Below are 24,592 nucleotides of genomic sequence, written 5' to 3'. Positions count from 1 at the left end.
TAGTAAGCGGAGCCTTCGCTTCGTTGTCGGAATGCGGGGCCGTCGCTAGCGTTGGGGCAGGTGGAAGAAAGGACGCACTCATGACCGACATCGCCGCAATCCCCAGTGTCTCCAACCCGGACGTCGCGGCCGGGGTCGCGCAGTTCCTCAGCCCGGTCGTCGTCGACCTCACGGCCATCGTCGTGAACGGCAAGCAGGCCCACTGGCACGTCCGCGGCGCCAACTTCATCGGCGTGCACGAGCTCCTGGACACCATCGTCGACCACGCGCAGGAGTGGGCCGACCTGGCCGCCGAGCGCATCGTCGCCCTCGGCCTCCCGGTGGATGCCCGGCTCGGCACGGTCGCCGCGAAGACCACCACGGGCGAGCTGACCGCCGGCTTCCGCCCCTCGAACGAGACCATCGCCGAGGTGATCGCGCAGCTCGACGCCGCGCTCGCCGCCGTCAACACCGCCGTGCGCGAGCTCGCCGAGCTCGACGCGACCAGCCAGGACGTCGCCATCGAGATCGCGCGCGGGCTCGACAAGGACCGCTGGTTCCTCTTCGCGCACATCAGCGAGTAACGCAGACCTCGGAGGGCCGTCCGCAATCGCGGGCGGCCCTTCGTCATGTCGAAGGCGCGTCAGCCCAGCGTAAGCGCGTCCGCGATCAGGCGGTCGATCCACCTCCGCCTCGGGAGCCGCGCGAAGTCGTCAGGTGCGAACCAGCCCAGCTCGAGGAGTTCGTCCAGATCGGGCGCGGGCTCGCTCAGCAGGCGGCACTCGTAGGCGACCGTGGTGTACGCCACCCGGTCGCCGTTCGGGTACTCCACCATCAGCGGCTCGCCGCCGTACGCGCCGATCACGCGTCCGACCTCCACACCCGCGCCCGTCTCCTCCCGCACCTCCCGGATCAGGGCGTCGACCGGCTCCTCGCCCGGCTCGATGCCGCCGCCGATGATGCTCCACAGGCCGGAGTGGGTGTGCCGGCCCAGGAGGAAGCGGTCGCCGTCCCGGATGAGGGCCGAGACGCCGGGGAGGACGAGCAGGTCGTGCCCGATCCGGTCGCGGAGGGACTGCACGTAATCGGACATCGGCATGACCGCAGCCTACGCACCCGTGAGTGCACTGTCCCGTGGACAGCGTCTCGACCACGGCGTTAGGCTCCGACCATGCGCCGCCGGGTGATCGTCGCGGTCGCGCTCGGCGCCGTCGCGGTGGTCGGGCTGCTGATCGCGCCCGCCGCCGGGGCCGCCCCGATCACGACCTTCGACGTGCTGAAGGCGATGAACGACGAGCAGCAGGAGGCATACCTCGCCGACCATCCCGAGCTCGTCGTCCAGCTGGCCAACACCGACCCCGACGCGGTGCACGCCGAGTGGGACGACCTGGATGCGGACACCCGCACCGACGCGATCGAGACGCTGCCCGAGGTGGTCGGCAACCTCGACGGCGTCGACTACAAGGACCGGGAGAAGGCGAACCGGCGCGCGCTGAAGCAGGCGATCGCGACCGAGAAGCGGGACGTCGAGCGGCACCCGGACCACGCCACGTCCGCGCGGGTCCTCGGTGCGCTCACGGCCATCCAGAAGACCATCGGCGGCAAGCGCACGCCGGCGCGGCACCTCATCTCGCTGAGCCTCGACCGGCCGCCGCTCGCCGCGATCGCTCTCGGGAATCTAGACACCGCCTCCGACATCACCTTCGTCGTGCCGGGGATGGGCACGTACACGGACGACATGCAGCTGTGGACGCAGTCCGCGCAGAACCTCTACGACGAGCAGGGCACGGTCGGCGCGCCGACGCGGCGGGCGGTGGTGTCGTGGATCGGGTACGTCACTCCCCCGCCCGGCGTGGATGCGGCCCTCGGCGACTACGCGTCGCGCGGCGCGCCGCTGCTGACGGCCGACCTCCGCGGCGTCAATGCGGTGCGGCACGAGGATCCGCCGCGCGCCCTCAACGTGGTGGCGCACTCGTACGGGACGACCACCAGCGCCGACGCCCTCGCCGACGCGCGCGACCTCGGCGTGTACGCGTTCGTGATGCTGGGCTCCGCGGGCATCGAGGACCGCATCCCGAACGCCGGCGCGCTCGGCGTGCAGCACACCTACGCGGGCGAGGCGGAGGCGGACGGGGAGGCGCGGTTCGGGCGCATCACCCGCCGCGACCCGCGGTCGCCGGGTTTCGGGGCGACCGTGATCAGCGTCGACGGTGACGAGACGGCGGACCTGCTGCCCGTGACCGGGCACGCGCCGGTGCTGCACTCGCCGTGGAACGACGACCCGTACTCCAGCGCCTGGTCGCACATCACCAGCGCGGCGCTGTTCGAGGAGAAGTACGCCGAGCACCTGACCCACTACGGGTACCTGGACGCGTACACCGAGTCGCTGCGGAACACCGCGATCGCGACGACGCCCGGCGTCGACCGGATGCTGCAGCGCGGGCGGTGATCGTCGCGGCGGGCAATGCGATTTGCGCCAAATCGCGGGAATCCTGTGCCCAAAACCACGATTTGGCGCAAATCGCGCCGAACAGGAGGCGCGATTCGTGCCGAGTGTGCGCCACTTGCCGCGAATGGCGACGATTCGGCACGAATCGCCCGCGCAGGGGCGGAATCGGGCAGAGCGCCGCGCGTCAGCGGAGGGTGTCGTGCGTGAAGCGGCCCGCGAGCAGGGTGGCGGCGACCGGCATGGTGCGGAGGTCGTCCGGCGACACGGCGAAGGGGTCGCGGTCGAGCACCGCGAGGTCGGCCGGCTGCCCCGCGGCGACCGTGGAGCGGGTGGATGCGCCGAGCGCGACCTCCGCGGACACCGCCTGCTCGGGATGCCACGGCTCGCGCCCGTCGCGGGTGCGGCCGACGGCCGACGCGATCGCCGCCCACGGGTCGAGCGGCGCGACGGGCGCGTCCGAGCCGAAGGCGAGCCGGGCGCCGGCGGCGTGCAGCTCAGCGAGCGGGAACGCGCGGTCGGTGCGGTCCGACCACAGCGAATCGGCCACATCCCGGTCGTCCATCGCGTGCTCGGGCTGCACGCTCGCGGTCACGCCGAGGCGTGCGAACCGCGGGATGTCGGACGCGTCGATCAGCTGCGCGTGCTCGATGCGCCCACCCGCGCCGACGGCCTCGAAGGCGTCGAGCGCGCGCCGGTTGGCCTCGTCGCCGATGGCGTGCACCGCGGCGGTGAGGCCGTTGGCGTAGGCGAGGCGGAGCGCATCCAGCAGCTCGCGCTCTGTGAGGTTCGCGACGCCGTGACCGCCGTCCGGGTAGGCGTGGCTGCAGAGGGCGGTGCGCGTGTTGAGCGAGCCGTCGGAGATCACTTTCAGTGGTCCGACGGTCAAGAGGCCGCCGGTCCCTTCGATGACAGCACCGGTGCGCAGGCCCAGCGCGATGGCCTGCTCGAGGTCTTCGCGGTAGATGCCGAAGTCGACGCGCAGGCCACGCGCGCCGGCTGCCATGCGGCGCGTCCAGACGTCGAGGTTCCAGCCGTATTCGAGGTCGACGATGCCGACCACACCGCGCGTCGCGGCGGCCCGCGCGGCATCCGCCGCCCAGCGATCGAGCGTCGCGTCGTCGGCCGCGGTGAGGAGGCTGGTGACAGCGAAGCTGGCGTCCTCCCGCAGCACCGCGTCCGATGACGCCGGCGCGAACCGACGAGCGGCGGCGGTGTTCAGCCAGGAACAGTGGAGGTCGCCGGCGATGAGCACGACCGGGCGGTGCCCTGCGGCCGCGTCCAGCAGCTCCCGGGTCGGAGTGTCCGGCCAGAGCGCGTCGTGGAAACCGAACCCCACGAGGACGTCGCCGCCCGCGTCGGCGGACGCCCGCTCGCGCACGAGCGCAGCGGCCTCGGCGGCCGACGCGGCCCGGGAAACGTCGAGGCGGCGCGCGGTCTGCGCCCACTGCGTGAAGTGCACATGCTGATCCCACAGTCCGGGCACGATCCACCGGCCATCGAGGTGGATGCGCTCGCCCGCCGCGGCCCCGGGCGGCGTGACGTCCGCGATCTGCGCGCCCTCGAGTACCACATCCACCAGGCCGTCTCGTCCGGGCACCCGGGCGACGGAGAGGACCAGCGTCATCGCGCGGCGCGGCGGCGGTCGTGCACGAGCCGCATTTCGCGCAGCAGCCCGGCGCTCGCGTACGGTCCGTCGCCGTCGAGCTCGGTCATGATGGCGTCCACAATGTGGTCGGGCCGGTTCTGGCTCATCTTCTGCTTGGCCACGACCCGCGTGGGAGTCAGCCGGAGGCCCACCGTGCCGGACACGATCCGCTCGGCGTAGGCCGTGTCCTCCACCGTCCCGCGCATGCGTCGGGGCGTCGGCAGCTCATCCTCGAAGTGGTCGACCAGTCGGGCGAGGACGTCCAGGTTCTCCTCATCGCCCAGCAGCTCCGGGACGCCGGAGAAGTGGGCGGTGATGAAGTTCCAGGTCGGCACCGCGGGCTTCTCGTCGTACCAACCGGACGAGATGTAGCCGTGCGGGCCCTGCACGATGACCAGCAGCTCGTGCTGTCCGAGCTCGTGCAGCTGCTCATCGGGCCGTCCGACGTGGCTGAGCAGCGTCAACTCCTCACGCGTCTCGTCGAGGATGACCGGATAGTGGGACGCGACCAGCCCGTTCGTCGTGTTCGACACGAACGTCGCCCACGGGTTCTCGCGCACGAGCCGCTTGAGCTCGGCCGGGTCGGTGAGCGTGAAGCTCGGATTCTGCCGCACGGTGCCTCCTAGGCCTGATCCACGGGGCACCAGTACAGCTTGCGGCCGCCCAGCTCCTCCATGACGATGTTCGTGCCGCACACCCGGCACGGCAGCCCCTCGCGCTTGTAGACCCAGTGCCGGTCGTCGCGGCTCGCCATCGCCTTGCGGTACGAGTCGTCGTCGAGGTCGTCCATCGTCATCATCTGGCCGGTCTCGACGCCGATGCGGAGGAGGTGCACCCAGTCGCGCCAGAGCGCGCGCACCGTGTCCTCCGGCACCTTCTTGCCGGGGGTGTGCGGATTCTGGCGGGCGCGGAACAGCAGCTCGGCGCGGTAGACGTTGCCGATGCCGCTGACGACGCTCTGGTCCATCAGCAGCAGCGCGATGGAGGTCGGCTTGCGCTTCACGATCGAGACGAAGCGCTCCTCGGCCTCCGGGCCGTCGTCGACCTGAGGATCGGGACCCAGCTTCGCGATCACCGCATCCATCTGCGCCGGGTCGAGCACCTCGCACGCGGTCGGCCCGCGGAGGTCGGCGACCGCGGTGTCGGTCAGCAGCCGCACCCGCACCTGGCCGATGGGCTCCGGCGGGAACGACGTGATCTCGGGCTCCACCTTCTCCGACTCGGCCATGCGCAGCCGGGTCCGCCTCGGCGCACCGATGGAGTGGAGGGAGTTCTCGCCCGCTGAGTCGAGGATTGGGTCGAGGTCGGTGCCGCGCTGGTTGGTCTGCCCCATCCGGCCGTTCGCGCTGGCGATGGTCGGGTCGATGCTGATGTCTCCCGCGAAGTCCCACGCGCCGTAGAGGCCGAGGTGGACGCGCAGCCACAGGTCGTTGTCGAACTCCAGGAACATCTGCTTGCCGACCGCCTTGGCGTCGGTCATCACGTGCCCGTCGATGCGGGTGGCATCCGCGGCGAAGCGGCCCTGCGGCGACGACACGGCGACACGGTGGCCGACGAAGTTGACGGCGAACTGGCGGGCGATGCGGTGGACGGAGTGACCCTCGGGCATCAGTGGTCCACGTTCTTGCCCGCGATGTCGCCGGTGGCCTCGTACTCCGCGAGCTGGGCGATCCGCCGCACGTGGCGCTCCTCGAACGAGAACGGTTCGGCGATGAAGGTGTCGATGAAGCTCTTGGCCTCGTCGACCGTGTGCTGGCGCGCGCCGATGGCGATGACGTTGGCGTCGTTGTGCTGCCGGGCGAGCTGGGCGGTGGATTGGTTCCAGACGAGCGCCGCGCGCACGCCCTTCACCTTGTTGGCCGCGATCTGCTCCCCGTTGCCGGAGCCGCCGAAGACGATCCCGAGCGCTTCCACCCCCGCCTGCTGGTCGCGCACGACCGCCGCCGCCGCGTTGATGCAGAACGCCGGGTAGTCGTCGATCGGGTCGTAGTCCTTCGGCCCGTGGTCGATCACCTCGTGACCCGCCGCGCGCAGGTGCTCCTGCAGGTCTTCACTGAACTCGAGCCCGGCGTGGTCGGTGGCGATGTGGATGCGCATATCCACAGTTTAGGGACGACCGCCGACGACGCCGGTGCCGGTGGCTAAGGTGGTGGTGTGGTCCCAGGTGGACCAATCGGGGACGCGGGGCGCCCACAGGATCGAAAGTCCGACTCCGAGCATCGCCGTCACCATGACAAGGTCCAGAGAGACGAGGGTGCCGATGATCCCGCCCAAGAGCGCTCCAGGCACCTCTCCGCCTACGGCGAGAACGCGTTCCGAGGCCGCGACCTGCCCGACCAGATCCTCGGGGCTGGCCAGTTGGCGAAGGGTGTTGAACAGAACGACGCACATCACGATCGCCGACGCCCAGAGGAACTCAGCGACGCTGACCGTCGCCACGGCAACGGTGTGGTCCTGCCATTGCGCTGCGAGAATCAGCACGATTGCGAGCGCGGGAAAGGCCAGAGCACCCAGGTACCACGCCTTCTGACGACGGTTGACCAGAGAACTTGCGGCGAGCACGCTTCCGGCCAGTGCGCCGACGCCGGCCGCAACACCGACGACAGCGAGATCCCCAGTAGAGAACCGCATCGTGCTGACGCAGTAGACGAGCAGGACGGCTTGCAGCGCGGCCGTGAAGAAGTTGAATTGGATCGAGGAAAGGACAAGGGGGCGAAGCAGCGGGTGGGACCAGATGTATCGGAGTCCCGTCGCAATGCCGCCCTTGCGACCGTTGTTGCGTACATCGTCGCGTGACGCTTCGATTTCGGTGTTCTTGGTGCTGCCTCCAGCGCTAACCCCGACGAGAACACCTGGCACCACAGTCGACGCGCGCGCGCGACCAATGTGCAGAAGAACGAGTGAACAGATGCCTGCCAGCGCGAATGCCAGGACTCCGCCGAGAAGCGAGAGCGTGAGGCCAACGGCTACGACGACGAATCCCGCCACCCCGGGGCCAGCGGTTTCCGAGACCACTGCGCTTCCGCGGAGGAGTGCGTTCAGCCTGTTCAAGGATCGCGAGGACCGAGTGCCGAGCTCGACCACCGCCGCACTCGTCCCGGCCTCCCGCATCAGTGATGCCGCCCCCAGGACGAACATGGCGATGTAGAGCGAGACCAGAGAGGGCGCAGTCAAGAGCGAGAAAAGAAGAATCGCCAGGGACGCGACGCGCACACCTTCGGCGAGCGCCAACCCCAACACTCCTCCGAGACGATCGATCGCCGTGCCGATGGCGAGCCCGAAACTCAATGCAGCGGCAGAGTCCAGCAGATTGAGAACACCCATCTCCAGAGGCGAAGCGCCGAACTGCGTAACAGCGATCAGGGGGACGACGAACAGAGCGAACTGCTGGCCGAGTGACGCGAAGAGCTCGCCGGCCCCGAGGAGCCAAACGTCCGCCCGTCTCGTTCTATTCACCGTCGGATGCACCGACGCCGAAGTGCACTGCAAGCGAGTATCGGTGCCACTCGGCGCTCAGATTGGGCTGCACCTGGTGGAAGTGGCCGCCCGCAAGGCGCATCATCGCGACCGAGGCCGCTTTAGGCGGAACGACCTGACAGCGACCGTCGGGCTTTTCCGCGATGAGATGGGTACCGTATTCGGGCTTCCACCCTTCGTGAACGAAAAAGACCAATCCGAACAACCTGCCGTCATAGAGATCGTCGTGTCGACGCAGGTAGTGGCCTGGACGGTATCTCGCGATGTCCGCGGACTTGTATCCCGCGCCGCGAGTACCCGCGACGGCGCTGAAGGCGTCGAGAACGACGGGCGAATGAAGGCCCGACAAGAGTCCTCTCAGGGCATAGGCGTCGGCGCTGGGTCGACGCAGAGTATCCGAGACGGAGAACCGATGTCTGGGCTCGGCTCTCTCGAAACGGCGCTGGTCGACTAATTCGACGGTGCCCTCGTCGCTGATCGTCCAGTGTTCCTCGGCCCAGTTCTGGTCCTGCGCCATATCGCTCAAGACGTCCCGTGCTCGCAAAGCGCCGGGTAGCTCGATGACGTCCGCGAGCGGTTCGCCGGCGAGTACTGCCTCCAGCCGATCGAGGAAGTCCTTACTCGAGAAGAAGCGGATGGTCTCGGCTCGAATGCCGAGTCCCGCCTCAATCGCGGATTTCCCGCCCAGACTTGTCTTCAATGTCCACTCCACTCATCTATTCGAACGATCCCCTGGTGAGAGACCGACACCCGACCATTCACCGCACCACTCGAGCATCTGTAGCGCCCGAGGATGCCGACTCCGGTGGTTGCGCACACCCGCTCGGCCACTCGGCGCGTCGCATCGTCGTCCCCTCCGATGTCGGCGTGGTCCAGACACGCCAACAGCTCGACAGCGACATCGGGCGATATCCAATCGGCAGCCAGGTGCACGACCGAGCGGAGTATTCCCGTCGGCGCACCGTTGATGGGCGCCACGATGGTGAGCTGGTAACCGCGTAGTCCCTGTCGGCGAAGGCTCTCCTGATACGGCGCTTCCAGCACATCCACCTGCACGCCGGTGAGTAACGTGCGCCACGCGGCAGCAAGAGCGTGCGCAACGTCTCGATTCGGGAAGTAGTCGGTGAACTCCACCCTGACCCGACTGCGACCGGCCGGAACGAAGTAGATCGGCCGCGGGTCGATCTCGAAACCTCCCAGGGCCGCTTCCCGCGTTCGCACCTCAGCGACGAACCGGCTCGCATCGCCGGGCGCGTGCCTCAAGCCGCAGGGCGCCGGAATCACCACGTAGGTCAACGAACTGGTCATGACCGGATCAGTCACCCGGAATGGGCCGGGGAGTGCGCACCGGATTGCCTCAGGAGGCGCCAGCGCTGGCGTGAGCCTTCGCGCATCGTCGAAATCACGCACCTCGCGGATCTCGGTGGAGCGACCGACCGTCACTGAGGTGCGAGAAGGCCCTGGCGAACGTTGCCGCCAGCGATCGCGGGCAGCGCGGAGACCGATCCAAAGATCGAAAGCATCCAGAAAGGGACGAATGTCCTGGTATTCGAATCGCGTCGTAACGGTAAGCGAACAGGGGGAATCCACTCGCGCATGGCGAAGGAAGAAAAAGGCTCCCGATCCACGATGAAAGGTGCTCTCGCGCCAACTGTGAAGGATGGTCGTTGGCGAGACGGGTGTGTTGGATCGCGTGGTCAGCCGCCATGTCGTGTCGTCCAGACGCTCGATCGCTTGCAGGCCGACGAGGCTGTAGCTCTCCGCGAAAGCGACGCGTTCGACGAGTGGAACAGCCCATAGTCGGGAGATCTGCATGCCCGCGATATCGTGCGCGTCTAGTCCCACCCCGTCCGGGATGCGATCCACCAGTAGGACGCGATCAGGGCTCATGATGGATTCGAAACGGTAGCGGAGTTTTCGAGAGATGTTCGAGTGCAGCATGCGCGGCGTAGGCGGCCGTAATGGCGTTCGTCGTTCCGATGGACGCGGCCGTTCCAAGGATGAGAGCATCACGCGCTGTGATGGCGGACACGGGATAGGAGCGGCCATGCTTGACCCCAACTCCCGCCACAAGAAAGGGCCGGTCCCAGCCGGAGAGCGTTGTCGCCAGCTCCGGCATGATGGCCGGCGGTTCGTCGACGGCAATCAGAGTCAGATCCGGGTCCGTGGCGGCAACGATGTCGGCGACATCGTCGGCAGTCGCTAACGCGCGACGAGACGTGACACATCGATGATCGCTCAGTCGGTCCGCGATGTACTCGGAGCAGGCATCGACCTTGAGCTTCCCGACATCGCGAAGCCTATAGAGCGTCTGGCGATTGAGGTTGCTCAGTTCGACAACGTCTCTATCTAGGAGGCCGTAGCGCCGTACACCGGCAGCCACCATCAGTCGGAGAAATTCACTCCCAGTGCCGCCGAGCCCGAGAACCAGGACAGAAGACGACTCCAGCCGCGACTGCACCTCGTCGGGGACATCCGAAAAGGCCGCCCAGTACTCCAGCTGTCGGCTGAACTGGCCGTTCCGGTCGACCATCTCTGTCGAGTAGGTCACTGCGCCTCGGCCCATCAATTCGCGCATCACCGCCTCAGCCTCGGACGGCACGCGAGGGGACGGCTCGGTCAGGAATCCTGCAACCGTGTCGAGTAATCCTGCTCCGGCACCGATGGCGAAGGCTCGGTCCTCGTCGAACACGTGAAGCAGGTCGCCCCGTGCACGGTGCATCGCCCATCCAGGCCGGAGTCGGTACATGTGTCTGCCTTGTCATAGTGTGAAGCGGACCTGCCGGGGCGCATCGACATACACCCCAGCAGGGTGCGAATCAGGTTCGCTGGACGACGACCTTGTGAACGTGCTCGATCTCGTCGATCACGAACACATCGTCATCAAAAGCCTCCTTGGATTCCATTGCTGTCACCTCCCGTCTGCCTCCCTTCCATTAATGCACATCAGCATCTCCTTGCGTCATCTTTTTATTTCAATACAAGTATTTATCAGCGCAGTATCGCGTTACGAACGCCCTCGCTTCTCCCAGAGCTGGGACGGAGTTCTAAGGTGGAGCGGGTGGACACGATCCACGCCGTCACAGAAGCCCTCACCGCTGAAGGAGCAAGCGTTGCCCGGAGAGAACCTCACCCGCATCGAAGCGCAGGAGCGCGCGTCCCTCGTCCGCACCCACTCGTACGACGTCGCGCTCGACCTGACGACCGGACCGGAGACGTTCCGGAGCACCACGACCGTGCGGTTCGCGGCGAAGGAGGGCGCCTCGACGTTCATCGACGCGATCACGCGCACGGTGCACTCCGTCACGCTCAACGGCGTCGAGCTCGACCCGGCGCAGGTCAGCGACGGCGTGCGCATCCAGCTCGACGGGCTGAAGGACGAGAACGAGCTGACCGTCGACGCCGACGCCATCTACACCAACACCGGCGAGGGCCTGCACCGTTTCGTCGACCCGGTCGACGGCGAGGTGTACCTCTACAGCCAGTTCGAGGTCCCGGACTCCCGCCGCATGTTCGCGGTATTCGAGCAGCCCGACCTCAAGGCGCAGTTCACCTTCACGATCACGGCTCCCGACCACTGGGCGGTCGTCAGCAACTCCCCCACTCCCGAGCCGATGAGCGCGGGCGAGGGGAAGAAGACGTGGGCGTTCGCGCCGACGCCCGTCATCTCCTCCTACATCACGGCCCTCATCGCCGGCCCGTACGAGTCGGTGCACAGCGAGCTGACCAGCCGCGACGGCCGCACCATCCCGCTCGGCGTCTACGCCCGGAAGAGCCTCGCCGAATTCCTCGACGCCGACTACATCTTCGACAAGACGCGCGAGGGCTTCGCCTTCTACGAGGAGCGGTTCGACTACGCGTACCCGTTCGAGAAGTACGACCAGCTGTTCGTTCCGGAGTTCAACGCCGGCGCGATGGAGAACGCCGGCGCGGTGACCTTCACCGAGACCTACGTCTTCCGGTCGAAGGTGACCGACGCGATCAAGGAGCGTCGTGTCGTCACGATCCTGCACGAGCTGGCCCACATGTGGTTCGGCGACCTGGTGACGATGAAGTGGTGGAACGACCTCTGGCTGAACGAGTCGTTCGCCGAGTACGCGTCCACGCTCGCCACCGCCGAGGCCACCGAGTGGACCGAGGCGTGGACGACCTTCGCCGCGATGGAGAAGAGCTGGGCGTACCGTCAGGACCAGCTGCCGTCGACGCACCCGATCGTCGCCACGATCAACGACCTGGAGGACGTGCAGGTCAACTTCGACGGCATCACCTACGCCAAGGGCGCCTCGGTGCTCAAGCAGCTCGTCGCCTGGGTCGGCCAGGACGACTTCCTCGCCGGTGTCGCCCAGTACTTCAAGAAGCACGCGCACGGCAACACGGAGCTCAAGGACCTGCTGGTCGAGCTCGAGGCCACCAGCGGCCGCGACCTGACCGACTGGTCGAAGAAGTGGCTCGAGACCGCCGGGGTCAACACCCTGCGTCCCGAGCTCGAGGTGGATGCGGAGGGCGTCATCACGTCGTTCGCCGTGCTGCAGACCGCCGCGGCGGACTACCCGACCATCCGTCCGCACCGCCTCGCGATCGGCCTCTACAACCTCCGCGACGGCAAGCTCGTGCGCGAGGAGCGCCTGGAGCTGGATGTGGACGGCGAGCGCACCGAGGTCGCCGAGCTGGTCGGCGGCACCCGGCCCGACCTCATCCTCATCAACGACGACGACCTCGCCTACGCGAAGATCCGCCTCGACGACGCGTCGCTGAAGGTCGCGATCGAGCACCTGTCCGACATCGAGAGCCCGCTCGCCCGCTCCCTGGTCTGGGGCGCGGTGTGGGATGCGACCCGCGACGCCGAGTCGAGCGCGAGCGACTACGTGCGCCTGGTGCTGGGCAATATCGCGTCCGAGACCGAGTCGACCACGCTCCGCACCACGCTCAACCAGCTGGTGCTGGCGGCGACCGCGTACGTCGCGCCCGAGCGTCAGAAAGAGACCGCGCAAGGCGCGGCCGACGCGCTGTGGGAGCTGGCGAAGGGGGCCGAGGCGGGCAGCGACGCGCAGTTCCAGTTCGTCAAGTTCTTCGCGGCGCTCGCGTCCACGGACGAGCAGCTGGCGACCATCGCGGGCCTCCGCGACGGCTCGATCGCGCTCGACGGCCTGACGGTCGACACCGACCTCTCGTGGGAGCTTCTGATCGCTCTCGTCGCGGGCGGCGCGGCCGGCAACGCCGAGATCGACGCGGCGCTCGCCGCCGACAACACGGCCAACGGCGGGCAGTTCGCCGCGCAGGCCCGCGCGAGCATCCCGACGCTCGAGGGCAAGCAGGCGGCGTGGGACTCGGTGTTCGGCTCGGACAGCCTGCCGAACACGATCGTCCGCTACACCGGCATCGGGTTCCAGCGCGCCAAGGACAAGGCGGTGCTCGCCCAGTTCGTCGAGCCGTACTTCGCGGCGCTGCAGGGCGTGTGGACCTCCCGCACCTACAAGATCGCCGAGTACCTGGTCGAGGGCATGTACCCGGCCCCGCTCGCGAACGCGGAGCTGCGGGACGCGACCCGCGCCTGGCTCGACGCGAACGCCGAGCCGGCGGCGCTGCGCCGCATGGTGGTCGAGAACCTGGCGGGCGTCGAGCGCGCCCTCGCCGCGCAGAAGCGCGACGCGCAGGGCTGAGTCGACAGGCCGATCGGTCCACGAAGGGGGCTCCGCTGCGGCGGGGCCCCCTTCGTGGTACCGCGGGAGGATGCCGCCGTGCGCGGTGCGCCCCTAGTCTCGGAGTCATGATCCAGCTCGATCACCTCACCCAACGCTTCGGCGCGAAGACCGCCGTCGACGACATCTCCGTGACCATCCAGCCGGGCAAGGTCACCGGCTTCCTGGGCCCGAACGGCGCAGGCAAGTCCACGACCATGCGGATGATCATGGGCCTCGACCGGCCGACCGCGGGCACCGCCCTCATCAACGGCAAGCGGTACGCCCAGTTCCGTTCCCCGCTCACCGAGGTGGGCGCCCTGCTCGATGCGAAGGCCATCCACACCGGCCGCACCGCGTACAACCACCTGCTCGCGCTCGCGGCGACTCACGGCATCCCGAAGTCCCGCGTCCACGAGGTCATCGGCATGACCGGCCTGGAGTCGGTGGCGAGCAAGCGCGTCGGCGGCTTCTCGCTCGGGATGGGGCAGCGGCTCGGCATCGCCGCCGCCATGCTGGGTGACCCGGCCACGCTCATCCTGGACGAGCCGGTCAACGGTCTCGACCCTGAGGGCGTGCTCTGGGTCCGCCAGTTCGCGAAGCATCTCGCGAGCCAAGGCCGGACGGTGTTCCTCTCGTCGCACCTGATGAGCGAGATGGCGCTGACCGCCGACCACATCGTCGTCCTGGGCCGCGGCCGCGTGCTCGCGGACGCCCCGGTGGACCGCATCCTCGCCGGCGCCACCCGCCACGCCGTCCGCGTGCGCACCCCGCAGCCGGAACAGCTCGCACGGGCCGTCGCCGGTGCCGACGTGGCGGTCACCGGCGTGGAGGCGCAGCTGCTCGAGGTGACCGGCCTCACCGCCGCACAGATCGGCGAGGCTGCCGCGCGCGACGGCATCGTGCTGCACGAGCTGACGCCGATCAGCGCCTCCCTCGAAGAGGCCTACCTCGAACTCACCCAGGACGACGTCGAATACCGCACGGAGGTCAGCCGATGAGCACCGCCACTGCACCCATCCAGCCAGGAGCCGCGCACCCGCACACCTCGCTCGGCCACCTGCGCTTCGACCGGGTCGTCCGCTCCGAGTGGATCAAGCTCCGCACCCTCCGCTCGACGTTCTGGACGCTGATCGGGGTCGTCGTCCTGATCATCGGTCTGCCGGCGCTGATCGCTGCCGTGGTCCCGAGCCTGTCGGTCATCGAGTCCCGGGCGCCGGCGAGCCAGCTCACGGCGTTCACCACCAACACGGCGACAGCGGGTCTGACGTTCGCGCAGCTCGTCGTCGCGGTGCTCGGCGTCCTCGTGATCAGCGGGGAGTTCTCGACGGGGATGATCCGCTCGTCCTTCACCGCCATCCCGCACCGTTTCCCGGTGTTCGCGGCGAAGGCGATCGTGCTCTTCCTCACGTCCTTCGTCATCGGTCTGGTGAGCTTCGCGGCGTCCTGGGCGATCGCCGTGCCGCTGCTGACCGCGAAAGGCTACGCGGGCGATCTCTTCGCGTCGAACACGCTGTGGAACATCGTCGGCGCGGCGACCTACCTGGGCCTCGTGTCGATCTTCGCCCTGGGGGTCGGCGCGATCGTGAAGTCGACGGCCGGCGGCATCTCCACCGCCCTCGGCGTGCTGTTCCTGCTGCCGATCGTCGCGGCCCTCCTGTCCAGTCTGCTGCCGAAGCAGACCTGGATCGCGGACGCCTCCGCCTACCTGCTCAGCGCGGCGGGGTCCGGCATGGCGGGCCTCGCCAACCGCGACCTGGAGCCGTGGGCGAACGTGGTGACCGTGCTGGTCTGGGCCGCCGTGTCCTTCGTCGTCGGAGCCGTGCTCCTGCAGCGCAGGGACGCCTGACCCGTCACGTGACCGCCGAAGCGACACCGCCGGACGCCCCGGGCGGACTCGGACTGCCGAGACCGCCCGGGGTGCTCCGGCGTTTCATGCTGGCGCATCCCTTCGCCGTCGACGTCGCCTTGGCGGTCATCTATCTGCTGCCGTCGGTCATCGGCGCGATCGTGGTGTCGGCGACGGACCCCAGCCCTCGGGAGATCGCGCACCTCGCCCTCTCGGTGGTGGCCGGCCTCGCGCTGCTGGCGCGCCGGTACCGGCCGGGACTGGTGTTCGCCATCGCGACGGTCGTGCTCGGGGCGAGCGTGTTCCTCGGGCGGGATGTGGATGTGCTGCCCACCCTCTTCGCGCTCTACGCGCTGGCGGTGTACCGCTCCATCCGCTCGGCGTGGATCGCGTTCGGCGTCACCGCGTTCGTCACCGTCGCCGCGTTGACGGCGCAGGTGCTGCTCGCCCAGGCCGCCGTGTTCACCCCGCTCGAGACCGCCGCGCTGCCCTCCGGCATCCTGGTGCTGTCGTTCTCAGCGGTCGCGGTGCTGGTCGGCAGCAACGCGGGCAACCGCCGCCGGTATCTGGATGCGCTCATCGACCGGGCGCGCCAGCTCGCCCGCGAGCGCGACCAGCAGGCCGTGATCGCGGCGGCGGCGGAGCGGAGCCGGATCGCCGGCGAGCTCCACGACATCGTGTCGCACAGCCTGACGGTGATGATCACGCTGGCCGACGGGTCGGCCCGGCAGGCGCCGACCGACCCGGAGCGCTCTGCGGAGACCATGCGGCTCGTGGCCGAGACCGGGCGCGGAGCGCTGGCGGACATGCGGCGGCTGCTCGGCGTGCTCAGCGAGGGCGATGGGGAGGCCGCGCGCGAGCCACAGCCCGGCGTGGCCGACCTGGGCGCACTGGTCGAGACCTTCCGCGCGGCCGGGTTGCCCGTCCGGATCACCGTCTCCGGCGATGCGCCGGACGACGCCGGGCAGCAGCTGACGATCTTCCGCGTGGTGCAGGAGGGCCTGACGAACGTGCTGCGCTACGCGTCCAGCTCCACCGCCGTCCGCGTGGTGCTGGTGTTCGGGGCCGACCGCGTGATCATCACCGTGGACGACGACGCGACGGTGCACGGCGCTCCCGACCAGGGCTCCGGACGCGGGCTGATCGGTCTGCGGGAGCGCGTGGCACTGTACGGCGGCACGCTGGAGGCCGGCCCGCGGTCCGGTGGCGGATGGCGCGTGCGCGCGGTCTTCGACGCGGTGCGCTCCCCCACCGTGCAGGCTCACACCACTCCACCGTCCCCCGCGCAGAAAGAGCTCCCGTGACCGACTCCCCCATTCGCATCCTGCTCGTCGACGACCAGCAGCTCGTCCGGCTCGGCTTCCGCATGGTGCTGGACGCTGAGCCGGGGCTGACCATCGTCGGCGAGGCGGGCGACGGTGCCGAGGGCGTGCGGCTGGCCGCCGAGCTGCGACCGGATGTGGTGCTCATGGATGTGCGGATGCCCGTCCTCGACGGCATCGAGGCCACCCGGCGGATCGTCGAGACGGACCCGCAGGCGCGGGTGATCGTGCTGACGACGTTCGACCTGGACGAGTACGCGTTCGGCGGCCTGCGCGCCGGCGCGAGCGGCTTCCTGCTCAAGGATGCCCGTCCGGAGGAACTGGCAGCGGCCGTGCGCGCGGTGGCCGCCGGGGACGCGGCCGTGTCGGGCCGGGTGACGCGGGCGATGCTGGAGCTGTTCGCCGACCGTCTGCCGACGGGAGCGACCGCCGCCGGCGCGGGAACCGATCCCACCGCCGCGCTCACGCCCCGCGAGCGCGAGATCCTGGTCGCCATGGGCGAAGGCCTGAGCAATGGCGAGATCGGCGCCAAGTTCTACCTCACCGAGTCGACCGTCAAGACCCACGTCGGGCGGGTGCTGGCGAAACTGCAGCTGCGCGACCGCGTCCACGCCGTGATCTTCGCCTACGAGAACGGGCTGGTCGAGCGGTGAGTGAAGGCGCCGCGGCGCGGTCCAGCGAGCCCCAAGGCCGCGCTCGGTAGGCTCGAACGGGTATGGGAATCCTCAAAGCAACCTTCTGGGAAGAGCTCGGCTCGTGGGCGGTCGATGCCGGCTGGAACCTGGTCACCGCCGCCTGCATCATCGGCGGCGCGTTCCTGCTCGCCTGGATCCTGCGGGTCGTCATCCGCAAGGTCGTCGGGCGGATCGTCTCGGGCGTGAAGAAGGGCCAGAACGTCAGCGATACGCAGGCGCTCGTGAACTCCCCGCTCGCCGCCGTCCGGCTCGTGCAGCGCACGCGGACGCTCGGCTCGGTCCTCACCAACATCGTGCACGTGACGATCGGCATCATCGCGATCCTCCTCATCGTGCAGGTCTTCGCGCCGAACGTCCTCGGGTCCTTCGCCCTGCTCACCGCCGCGCTCGGCGCCGGCCTCGGTTTCGGCGCGCAGAACATCGTCAAGGACGTGCTCAACGGCCTCTTCATGGTCATGGAGGACCAGCTGGGCGTCGGCGACATCGTCGACCTGGGACCGGCGACCGGCGTCGTGGAGGCGGTCGGAATCCGCGTCACCCTGGTGCGCGACGTGAACGGCACGCTGTGGTTCGTCCGCAACGGCGAGATCCTGCGCGTCGGCAACATGTCGATGGGCTGGGCGCGGGTCATCATCGACCTCGCCGTCCCCTACGACACGGACGTGGATGCGGTCGAGGCGAAGATGATGGAGACGGCCACCGCGCTCGCCACCAGCACCAAGTGGCGCTCGCGCATCCTCGAGAAGCCGGAGCTGTGGGGCATCGAGTCGATCTCGGCCGACGCGGTCATCATCCGGATCGTGCTGAAGACCCGCACCACCGCGAAGGACGACGTGTCTCGCGAATTGCGCGCCCGCCTCAAGCAGGCACTCGACGAGATGCAGGTGAAGCTGCCGTCGCTCTCCGCGGTCGTGCTGAGCGGTTTCGACAGCGCGGCGAGCGTGTCGGGCGCGAAGCCGCCGAAGACGCGCCCGAGCACCGTCGTGGCGCCGGAGCCGCCGCTGAAGGGACGCAAGGCGCGCGCCGCCGCGAAGCGGAGGGTGGCCGACCCGGGCGCTGTCCAGATCGTGCCGGTCGACCCGCCGGAGCCGAAGACGGCCGCGAAGCCGACCGCGACGAAAACCACCGCGCCGAAGCCCGCACAACCGAAGGCTCCGGCGTCCGACTCGACCGCACCCGAGCCCGCGCCCAAGCCCCGCACCGCCAAGCCCGAGGAAGACCAGCCGTGAGCAGCATCCCGATCATCCCCACCGGCCCGCAGCCCGCGTTCTTCGACGAGGTCGGCGGCCACGAGACCTTCGTGAAGCTGGTCGACGCCTTCTACCGCGGTGTCGCCGACGACCCGGTGCTGCGTCCGATGTACCCGGAGGAGGACCTGGGCCCGGCCAAGGAGCGTCTGGTGATGTTCCTGGAGCAGTACTGGGGCGGTCCGACCACGTACAGCCAGCAGCGCGGTCACCCCCGGCTCCGGATGCGGCACAACCCGTTCAAGGTGAACCCGGACGCGCGCGACCGCTGGCTCGCGCACATGCGGGTAGCGGTCGACGAGCTCGGCCTCTCGCCGCTCCACGAGGAGACCCTGTGGAGCTACCTGGAGCGGGCCGCGTTCGCTATGGTCAACACATTCGAGGAGTAGCACTCCCCCGCCATCCCGGTGCCGAAGGAGACACGGATGACACACGAACCCGACGCGATCGTCGTCGGCGCCGGGCTCTCGGGCCTCGTCGCCGCCTCCGAACTGCTCGACGCGGGACGGCACGTCACGATCGTCGAGCAGGAGCCGTCCGCGTCCTTCGGCGGGCAGGCGTGGTGGTCGTTCGGCGGGATCTTCCTCATCGACTCCCCCGAACAGCGCCGGATGGGCGTGCACGACTCCCTCGCCCTCGCCCGCGACGACTGGTTCGGCACGGCCGGCTTCGACCGCGTCGAGGACCACTGGCCGAAGCGCTGGGCCGAGGCGTACCTGCAGTTCGCCGCCGGTGAGAAGCGCGCCTGGCTGCGCGAGAAGGGCGTGTCGTTCTTCCCCGTCGTCGGATGGGCGGAGCGCGGGGACGGGCGCGCCGGCGGCCACGGCAACTCTGTGCCGCGCTTCCACATCACCTGGGGCACCGGCCCCGGCGTCGTCGAGCCGTTCGCGCGCCGGGTGCAGGCGGCCGCCGCGCAGGGCCGGGCGGCCATCCGGAACCGGCACCGTGTCGACGAGCTGATCGTCGAGGACGGCCGCGTCGTCGGCGTGCGCGGAGCGGTGCTCGCGCCCGACACCGCCGACCGTGGCGCGCCGAGCAACCGCGATGTGACCGGCGACTTCGAACTCCGCGCGCCGGTCGTCATCGTCGCCTCCGGCGGGATCGGCGGCAACCACGACCTCGTGCGGGCCATGTGGCCGGAACGTCTCGGCGAGCCGCCCGCGCACATGCTCTCCGGCGTCCCGGCGCACGTCGACGGCCGGATGCTCGGCATCGCCGAGACGGCGGGCGCGCACCTGATCAACGGCGACCGGATGTGGCACTACACGGAGGGCATCCAGAACTGGAACCCGGTGTGGGCGCAGCACGGCATCCGCATCCTCCCCGGCCCGTCGTCGCTGTGGCTCGACGCGCGCGGCGAACGGCTGCCGTCGCCGCTGTTCCCCGGCTTCGACACGCTCGGGACACTGGAGCACCTGCGGCGCACGGGCTCGGACTACAGCTGGTTCGTGCTCACGCAGAGGATCATCGAGAAGGAGTTCGCGCTGTCGGGCAGCGAGCAGAACCCGGACCTGACCGGCAAGGACGTGCGCCTGCTCGCGAAGCGCGTCGGGCCGGGCGCGCCGGGGCCGGTCGAGGCCTTCAAGCAGCACGGAGCGGACTTCGTCGTCGCGGACACCCTGGACGACCTCCTCGCCGGCATGCAGCGGATCGCCGACGTGCCGCTCGACGCCGAGCTCGTCGCCCGGCACGTGCGCGAGCGCGATCGGCAGCTCGACAACGAGTTCGGCAAGGACCTGCAGCTCGCGGCCATCCGCTCGGCGCGCCGGTACCGGGGCGACAAGCTGATCCGCGTGGCCACGCCGCACAAGCTGCTCGACCCGGCGGCGGGACCGCTCATCGCGGTCAAGCTGCACATCCTGACCCGGAAGAGCCTCGGCGGTATCGAGACCGACCTCGACGGCCGCGTGCTCGCCGCGGACGGCTCGGTCGTGCCGGGTCTCTACGCCGTCGGCGAGGCCGCGGGCTTCGGCGGCGGCGGGATGCACGGCTACCGCGCGCTCGAAGGCACCTTCCTGGGCGGCTGCCTCTTCTCCGGCCGCCAGGCCGGCCGCGCCGCCGCGCGTGCCTGACCCGGCCGCGCTACGCCCCCCATCGAGTCCGCAAAGAGTGCACGCCCACACGGCGTGTCGCGTGCACTCTTTGCGGACTCGACGGTGGGACGGGGTGCGTCAACGGCGGAGGGACCAGGAGGGGCGGCGGATGAGGGTGTGGCCGCGCCGGGTGGTGAGGCGCGTCCAGGTGCCGGTCTCGTGGATGGTGACCGGCTCGTCGTCGCCGAGGAAACCCAGCGACTCGGCCGCGAAGGCGGCGCCGGCCGGGATGTACTCCAGGCCGTCGATCGGGCGGCCCCAGACCTCGGCGCGGACCCGCTGCACCAGCTGCTCCCCGGTGCCCGTCGGCACGGCGTCCGCGACCTCGGCGATGCCGGCCTGCGCGATCGTCCGCAGCTGCGCCGCGTCCGTCTCGCCGACCGAGCGCCAGCCGCCGCGCGGCGGGGAGATGCCCGCCCAGGTCACGGTCGACACCTCGAGCGGGAGGCGGATCTCCACCGGGCCCTCCGGTGCGTCCTCCTTCTCGGCGGTCTCGCGCACGCGGGCGATTCGGTCGAGCAACGAGCGGATCGGGACCACCGCGTCGAACTCGACGTCGGCGCCGGTCGCGAAGGTGCGGAGCCCCAGGACGGTCGGGGTCTCATCCATCAGCCCGCGGGGGTAGAGGATCGCGGTGTACACGGCGAGGATGCCGGACCCGGCGATCAGCCGCACGGATCCTTCCTCCACCCGGGAGGCGCGCGAGAGATAGGTGTGCAGATCGGCGACGGCGAGAGCGTCCGTCAGAGAGAACGAGGGGTTCATCGGACCTCTAAACTACCAAGAGACCACCGACTTGGAGGCACAGTGACCGAGCCCCTGGATTCCCTGCTGACCGCGCTCGATCTCACCGACACGGGCGCCCGCACCAGCGAGGACATCTTCACCGGTCCGTCCCAGTGGATGCCGCTGGGCCGCGTGTTCGGCGGGCAGGTGCTGGCGCAGTCCATCGTGGCCGCGACCCGTACCGTGGAGCCGGACCGCGCCATCCACTCGATGCACGGCTACTTCCTGCGGCCGGGCGACGTGAACTTCCCCATCACGTTCTCGGTGGACCGCATCCACGACGGCCGATCGTTCTCGACGCGGCGCACGCAGGCGTACCAGAACGGGCTGCCGATCCTGTCGATGATCGCGTCGTTCCAGACCGAGGACGACGGCTTCGAGCACCAGGACGCGATGCCCGAGGGGCTGCCGGAGCCGGAGTCGCTGCCGTCGACGGCCACCTCGCTCGAGGATGTGCGCCATCCCGTCGCGCAGTATTGGGCCAGCCAGCGGCCATTCGACATGCGGCACGTCACCTCGCCGGTGTACCTGTCGGTCGAGGGCGAGCGGGTCGCGCACCAGTCGGTGTGGTTCCGGACCATCGGCGACATGCCGGACGACCCGGCGCTGCACCGCGCGGCGCTCGCCTACGCGAGCGACTACACGATCATGGAGTCGGTCATGCGCCGGCACGGGATCGCCTGGGCGACGCCGGGCCTCAAGGCCGCCAGCCTCGACCACGCGATGTGGTGGCACCGGCCGGCCCGCGTCGACGAGTGGCTGCTCTACGTGCAGGAGTCGCCGACCGCCGGCGGCGGACGCGGCCTCTCGAACGGCCGCATCTTCAGCCGCGACGGCCGCCTCGTCGCGAGCGTCGCCCAGGAGGCCACCATCCGCCTCCCCCGCGACTGACCGCGGTCGCGCCTCCCCCTCCACCGAGTCCGCGAAGAGTGCACGTCTGCGCGGCGTGTCGCGTGCACTCTTCGCGGACTCGATGGTGGGGCGGACTCGCTGGAGGGTGTAGGCCGTCAGCCGAAGGTGGAGCGGAGGAGCACGGTGCCGTCGGCGGCGGAGCGGATGTCGACGGTGGCGATGTCCTTGATCGGGACGCTCGTCGTCGCGACCGGGAGGGCGGTCGTGCCCTCGTCGGCGCTCCACGTCGAGATGGTGTGCTGCTGTCCGGCACGGTCCGTGACGACCATCGCGTAGGTCCACGCGTGGGCGCCTTCCTCGGCGCCGACGTGCGCGTACCGGCATTTCGAGTCGATGCGTGTGCCCCACGGCTCCGAGGTGAGCCGCAGGTCGGCGGTCAGCGCACTCGGCTCCACCTGCTGCATCACGACGGCGGCCTGCGGGGTCGCAGCGGGGTTCACGACGCCCGGGAGCACCAGGGCGGCGACGCCGATGAGCAGGGCGGCCACGACGGCCGACAGGCCCCCGACCAGCCATCGCGCGCGGGCGCGCCGACGACGGACCGTGTGCAGGAGCGCGGGCAGCACCTCGGGACCCGGTCCGTGCGGCTCGGCCGCATCCGCGGTCGCGGCCGGAGCGTCCTCCTCCAGCAGCGCGAACGCCTGCTCGCGCGGCACACGGCTCAGGATGCCGGGCATCCCGGCCAGCTCGGACATCGCCTCTGAGCACCGCTCGCACTCGCGCAGGTGCGCCTCGAACTCGCGCCGTTCCGTCGGCGAGAGCGCGCCGAGCACGTAGGCGGCGTCCCAGGTGGCGAACTCGTCGTGCGTGGTCATCGTTCCGTCACCCCTCTCTCCTGGAGCGCGAGCCGCAGCGCGCGGAGTCCGTAGTGCAGGCGCGACTTGACCGTCCCCTCGGGGATGTCGAGCTCGCGCGCGATCTCGGCGACCGACCGGCCGCCGTAGTAGGCGTGGACGATGACCGCCCGGTGCTCCACTGACAGCTCGGCCAGCGCGTCCGACACCAGCCAGGAGTCGAGCACGGCGTCGGCCTCGCTGTCCGGCGAGGGATGCTCCGGCAAGTTCTCGGCGCCGAACTCGTGCCGGTGGGCCGCGCTCCGTCGGTCGTCGATCACGAGATTGCGCGCCACGGTGAACAGCCAGGTCCGGGCGGACTGCTGGGACTGGTCCAGGACGGACGGCTTGCGCCAGGCGCGCAGCAGCGTCTCCTGCACGATGTCGTCGGCCATCGCTCGATCGCCGGTGAGGTGCACGACGTACCGCCACAGCGCCTGCGCGTGCTGATCGTGCAGCTCGCGCAGCAGGCGGGCGTCCTCCTCCGGCATGTTCACCTCCACTCAGTACACGATGCAGCGCGCGGAAAGGTTCACACGCGAGAGTTGAACCCGACGGGACATCGTCTCGTGAATACCGTAAGAGACGTCACCGACGAACGGGAGAATCGCATGAACGACCACGCTCCGCTGACCCGCCGCACGCTCTTGACGATCGGAGGCGCGGCCTCCGGGGCGGTGCTGCTCGCCGCCTGCACCCCGGGAGGCGCGCAGGACTCGGGAGGGTCGGGCGACTCCGGATCCGGCGGCTCGGGATCCGCGCAGGTGTCGCTCGCGTCCATCCCCGTCGGCGGCGCCGTGTCGGCGACCCTCGGGGGCAAGCCGATCGTCGTGTCGCAGCCGACCGCCGGTGAGGTCGTCGCGTTCAGCGCGGTGTGCACACACCAGGGATGCACGGTCGCGCCGCAGGGCAAGGAGTTCGACTGCCCGTGCCACGGATCCAAGTTCGACGCGACCACCGGCGACGTGCTGAACGGACCGGCCCGCGACCCGCTGCCCAAGCTCAAGGCCGAGGTCTCCGGTGACTCGGTGACCGTCACCGCGTAGGGTCGCCGCGGCGGGCGCCCGCGATTCGTGCCGAATGCGCGTTATGGCGTCGTTATGACGCACATTCGGCACGAATGCTGGAAGGGTCAGCCGCGCTTCGCGAAGGCGACCGGCTCGTCGAGGTACGGCGTCCAGGCGGCCCGCTCTCGATCGTTGATGCGGCGCGGGCGCTGGCTCGCCGCATCCACCAGGACGATGGTGGTCGCGGCGCGCGAGAAGAGCCTGCGGGGCTCGGTGCCCTCGGGCGTCCAGACCTCGTAGCAGACCTCCAGGCTGGCGCCGCCGAGCCGCCCGAGCCACAGCTGGACGTCGAGCGGCTGGCGGAGGTACGGGATCGGCGCCAGGTACTCGATCTCCTGCCGCGCGATCAGCGTCAGCGTGTCCGCGCCCGGCCGTCCGTCGAGCACCGCGGTCGATCCGCCGACAGCCTCGCCCGACCCCTGGCCGGAGTCGTCGGTCGCCCAGAACGCCTCGATGCGCGCCTCCTCGAGGAGGCGAAGCATCTCGGCGTTGTTGACGTGCCCGTAGGCGTCGAGGTCGCTCCAGCGGAGCTTGATCGGGACGTGCAGCCGCATGCGCTC

The 24,592-nt window shown here is 69.7% G+C and carries 25 protein-coding genes; 12 read left to right on the top strand and 13 right to left on the bottom strand.

Features of this window, described 5'->3' with window-relative positions:
* Positions 1-80 precede the first annotated feature (80 nt).
* A complete protein-coding gene (locus AB0P25_RS16135) occupies positions 81-563 on the top strand; it encodes a DNA starvation/stationary phase protection protein (protein WP_064108827.1) in 483 nt (160 codons plus the stop codon).
* A gap of 59 nt (positions 564-622) precedes the next feature.
* Here AB0P25_RS16135 and AB0P25_RS16130 read toward each other — a convergent pair whose 3' ends face one another.
* Positions 623-1,078, bottom strand: a complete 456-nt coding sequence (locus tag AB0P25_RS16130) for an NUDIX domain-containing protein (RefSeq protein WP_363808650.1) — start codon at positions 1,076-1,078, stop codon at positions 623-625.
* 72 nt (positions 1,079-1,150) lie between these two features.
* Between AB0P25_RS16130 and AB0P25_RS16125 the strand changes: the two genes are divergently transcribed.
* The gene (locus AB0P25_RS16125; RefSeq protein WP_363808648.1) at positions 1,151-2,428 is read left to right on the top strand and encodes an alpha/beta hydrolase; all 1,278 of its coding nucleotides are present in this window, start codon (positions 1,151-1,153) and stop codon (positions 2,426-2,428) included.
* Between the two features lie 184 nt (positions 2,429-2,612).
* Here the strand turns inward: AB0P25_RS16125 and AB0P25_RS16120 are convergent, their stop codons facing one another.
* The 8 genes from AB0P25_RS16120 to AB0P25_RS16085 are packed head-to-tail and all read right to left on the bottom strand — an operon-like array spanning position 2,613 to position 10,242.
* A complete protein-coding gene (locus AB0P25_RS16120) occupies positions 2,613-4,052 on the bottom strand; it encodes an amidohydrolase family protein (RefSeq protein WP_363808646.1) in 1,440 nt (479 codons plus the stop codon).
* A complete protein-coding gene (locus tag AB0P25_RS16115; protein WP_363808644.1) occupies positions 4,049-4,687 on the bottom strand; it encodes an FMN-binding negative transcriptional regulator in 639 nt (212 codons plus the stop codon). The genes AB0P25_RS16120 and AB0P25_RS16115 overlap by 4 nt, the downstream gene beginning before the upstream one ends.
* An 8-nt stretch (positions 4,688-4,695) precedes the next feature.
* Complete coding sequence (locus AB0P25_RS16110; protein ID WP_363808643.1) at positions 4,696-5,682, bottom strand: DNA-formamidopyrimidine glycosylase family protein; 987 nt, start codon at positions 5,680-5,682, stop codon at positions 4,696-4,698.
* The gene (locus AB0P25_RS16105) at positions 5,682-6,170 is read right to left on the bottom strand and encodes a ribose-5-phosphate isomerase (protein ID WP_363808641.1); all 489 of its coding nucleotides are present in this window, start codon (positions 6,168-6,170) and stop codon (positions 5,682-5,684) included. Before AB0P25_RS16105 ends, AB0P25_RS16110 begins: the two co-directional genes overlap by 1 nt.
* Before the next feature lie 9 nt (positions 6,171-6,179).
* Positions 6,180-7,529 (bottom strand): MFS transporter, encoded by a 1,350-nt coding sequence (locus tag AB0P25_RS16100; protein WP_363808639.1) that lies wholly within the window; start codon positions 7,527-7,529, stop codon positions 6,180-6,182.
* Entirely contained in the window at positions 7,522-8,262 is a 741-nt protein-coding gene (locus tag AB0P25_RS16095; protein WP_363808638.1) for a 2OG-Fe(II) oxygenase family protein, read from the bottom strand. The genes AB0P25_RS16100 and AB0P25_RS16095 overlap by 8 nt, the downstream gene beginning before the upstream one ends.
* Positions 8,247-9,416, bottom strand: coding sequence for a hypothetical protein (locus AB0P25_RS16090; RefSeq protein ID WP_363808637.1), 1,170 nt, complete (start codon positions 9,414-9,416; stop codon positions 8,247-8,249). The genes AB0P25_RS16095 and AB0P25_RS16090 overlap by 16 nt, the downstream gene beginning before the upstream one ends.
* A 13-nt stretch (positions 9,417-9,429) precedes the next feature.
* Complete coding sequence (locus tag AB0P25_RS16085; RefSeq protein ID WP_363808636.1) at positions 9,430-10,242, bottom strand: ThiF family adenylyltransferase; 813 nt, start codon at positions 10,240-10,242, stop codon at positions 9,430-9,432.
* 421 nt (positions 10,243-10,663) lie between these two features.
* On the opposite strand from AB0P25_RS16085, the gene pepN reads away from it, so the two are divergent.
* The 8 genes from pepN (at position 10,664) to AB0P25_RS16045 (ending at position 20,413) form a co-directional block, all read left to right on the top strand.
* Positions 10,664-13,210: an aminopeptidase N gene (pepN, locus tag AB0P25_RS16080; RefSeq protein WP_363808635.1), complete on the top strand. Its 2,547-nt coding sequence runs from the start codon at positions 10,664-10,666 to the stop codon at positions 13,208-13,210.
* 107 nt (positions 13,211-13,317) lie between these two features.
* Positions 13,318-14,229, top strand: a complete 912-nt coding sequence (locus AB0P25_RS16075) for an ATP-binding cassette domain-containing protein (RefSeq protein WP_363808634.1) — start codon at positions 13,318-13,320, stop codon at positions 14,227-14,229.
* Positions 14,226-15,077 carry an ABC transporter permease gene (locus AB0P25_RS16070; RefSeq protein WP_363808633.1) on the top strand — a complete coding sequence of 284 codons (852 nt, stop codon included), beginning with the start codon at positions 14,226-14,228 and terminating at the stop codon, positions 15,075-15,077. The genes AB0P25_RS16075 and AB0P25_RS16070 overlap by 4 nt, the downstream gene beginning before the upstream one ends.
* A gap of 71 nt (positions 15,078-15,148) precedes the next feature.
* The gene (locus AB0P25_RS16065) at positions 15,149-16,381 is read left to right on the top strand and encodes a histidine kinase (protein ID WP_363808632.1); all 1,233 of its coding nucleotides are present in this window, start codon (positions 15,149-15,151) and stop codon (positions 16,379-16,381) included.
* Complete coding sequence (locus AB0P25_RS16060; protein WP_363808630.1) at positions 16,378-17,052, top strand: response regulator transcription factor; 675 nt, start codon at positions 16,378-16,380, stop codon at positions 17,050-17,052. The genes AB0P25_RS16065 and AB0P25_RS16060 overlap by 4 nt, the downstream gene beginning before the upstream one ends.
* Before the next feature lie 62 nt (positions 17,053-17,114).
* A complete protein-coding gene (locus tag AB0P25_RS16055; RefSeq protein WP_363808628.1) occupies positions 17,115-18,323 on the top strand; it encodes a mechanosensitive ion channel domain-containing protein in 1,209 nt (402 codons plus the stop codon).
* Between the two features lie 5 nt (positions 18,324-18,328).
* The gene (locus AB0P25_RS16050) at positions 18,329-18,730 is read left to right on the top strand and encodes a globin (protein ID WP_363809326.1); all 402 of its coding nucleotides are present in this window, start codon (positions 18,329-18,331) and stop codon (positions 18,728-18,730) included.
* Between the two features lie 36 nt (positions 18,731-18,766).
* Positions 18,767-20,413, top strand: coding sequence for an FAD-binding dehydrogenase (locus AB0P25_RS16045; RefSeq protein ID WP_363808626.1), 1,647 nt, complete (start codon positions 18,767-18,769; stop codon positions 20,411-20,413).
* A gap of 99 nt (positions 20,414-20,512) precedes the next feature.
* Here AB0P25_RS16045 and AB0P25_RS16040 read toward each other — a convergent pair whose 3' ends face one another.
* The gene (locus tag AB0P25_RS16040) at positions 20,513-21,199 is read right to left on the bottom strand and encodes a hypothetical protein (RefSeq protein ID WP_363808624.1); all 687 of its coding nucleotides are present in this window, start codon (positions 21,197-21,199) and stop codon (positions 20,513-20,515) included.
* A gap of 42 nt (positions 21,200-21,241) precedes the next feature.
* Here AB0P25_RS16040 and AB0P25_RS16035 point away from each other — a divergent pair, with 42 nt between their 5' ends.
* Positions 21,242-22,111: an acyl-CoA thioesterase II gene (locus tag AB0P25_RS16035; RefSeq protein WP_363808623.1), complete on the top strand. Its 870-nt coding sequence runs from the start codon at positions 21,242-21,244 to the stop codon at positions 22,109-22,111.
* A 116-nt stretch (positions 22,112-22,227) separates the two neighbouring features.
* Here the strand turns inward: AB0P25_RS16035 and AB0P25_RS16030 are convergent, their stop codons facing one another.
* Positions 22,228-22,947, bottom strand: coding sequence for a zf-HC2 domain-containing protein (locus AB0P25_RS16030; RefSeq protein ID WP_363808621.1), 720 nt, complete (start codon positions 22,945-22,947; stop codon positions 22,228-22,230).
* Positions 22,944-23,456 (bottom strand): sigma-70 family RNA polymerase sigma factor, encoded by a 513-nt coding sequence (locus tag AB0P25_RS16025; RefSeq protein WP_064108814.1) that lies wholly within the window; start codon positions 23,454-23,456, stop codon positions 22,944-22,946. The genes AB0P25_RS16030 and AB0P25_RS16025 overlap by 4 nt, the downstream gene beginning before the upstream one ends.
* Before the next feature lie 120 nt (positions 23,457-23,576).
* Between AB0P25_RS16025 and AB0P25_RS16020 the strand changes: the two genes are divergently transcribed.
* On the top strand, positions 23,577-24,011 hold the full coding sequence (locus tag AB0P25_RS16020; protein WP_363808620.1) for a Rieske (2Fe-2S) protein: 435 nt from the start codon (positions 23,577-23,579) through the stop codon (positions 24,009-24,011).
* 86 nt (positions 24,012-24,097) lie between these two features.
* Here the strand turns inward: AB0P25_RS16020 and AB0P25_RS16015 are convergent, their stop codons facing one another.
* Complete coding sequence (locus AB0P25_RS16015; protein WP_363808619.1) at positions 24,098-24,586, bottom strand: thioesterase family protein; 489 nt, start codon at positions 24,584-24,586, stop codon at positions 24,098-24,100.
* Positions 24,587-24,592: the final 6 nt, after the last annotated feature.

The organism is Leifsonia sp. NPDC077715, from assembly GCF_040686855.1.
Classification (GTDB): domain Bacteria; phylum Actinomycetota; class Actinomycetes; order Actinomycetales; family Microbacteriaceae; genus Leifsonia.
This window is presented reverse-complemented; position numbering and strand designations above follow the sequence as displayed.

Bases quoted from the DNA above. Each gene is read 5' to 3' on its own strand.
- AB0P25_RS16130 (WP_363808650.1), bottom strand. From the start codon at position 1,078: ATGCCGATGTCCGATTACGTGCAGTCCCTCCGCGACCGGATCGGGCAC.
- AB0P25_RS16025 (WP_064108814.1), bottom strand. From the start codon at position 23,456: ATGCCGGAGGAGGACGCCCGCCTGCTGCGCGAGCTGCACGATCAGCAC.
- AB0P25_RS16055 (WP_363808628.1), top strand. From the start codon at position 17,115: ATGGGAATCCTCAAAGCAACCTTCTGGGAAGAGCTCGGCTCGTGGGCG.
- AB0P25_RS16110 (WP_363808643.1), bottom strand. From the start codon at position 5,682: ATGCCCGAGGGTCACTCCGTCCACCGCATCGCCCGCCAGTTCGCCGTC.
- AB0P25_RS16015 (WP_363808619.1), bottom strand. From the start codon at position 24,586: ATGCGGCTGCACGTCCCGATCAAGCTCCGCTGGAGCGACCTCGACGCC.
- AB0P25_RS16045 (WP_363808626.1), top strand. From the start codon at position 18,767: ATGACACACGAACCCGACGCGATCGTCGTCGGCGCCGGGCTCTCGGGC.
- AB0P25_RS16020 (WP_363808620.1), top strand. From the start codon at position 23,577: ATGAACGACCACGCTCCGCTGACCCGCCGCACGCTCTTGACGATCGGA.
- AB0P25_RS16105 (WP_363808641.1), bottom strand. From the start codon at position 6,170: ATGCGCATCCACATCGCCACCGACCACGCCGGGCTCGAGTTCAGTGAA.
- AB0P25_RS16135 (WP_064108827.1), top strand. From the start codon at position 81: ATGACCGACATCGCCGCAATCCCCAGTGTCTCCAACCCGGACGTCGCG.
- AB0P25_RS16070 (WP_363808633.1), top strand. From the start codon at position 14,226: ATGAGCACCGCCACTGCACCCATCCAGCCAGGAGCCGCGCACCCGCAC.
- AB0P25_RS16125 (WP_363808648.1), top strand. From the start codon at position 1,151: ATGCGCCGCCGGGTGATCGTCGCGGTCGCGCTCGGCGCCGTCGCGGTG.
- AB0P25_RS16120 (WP_363808646.1), bottom strand. From the start codon at position 4,052: ATGACGCTGGTCCTCTCCGTCGCCCGGGTGCCCGGACGAGACGGCCTG.
- AB0P25_RS16040 (WP_363808624.1), bottom strand. From the start codon at position 21,199: ATGAACCCCTCGTTCTCTCTGACGGACGCTCTCGCCGTCGCCGATCTG.
- AB0P25_RS16075 (WP_363808634.1), top strand. From the start codon at position 13,318: ATGATCCAGCTCGATCACCTCACCCAACGCTTCGGCGCGAAGACCGCC.
- AB0P25_RS16030 (WP_363808621.1), bottom strand. From the start codon at position 22,947: ATGACCACGCACGACGAGTTCGCCACCTGGGACGCCGCCTACGTGCTC.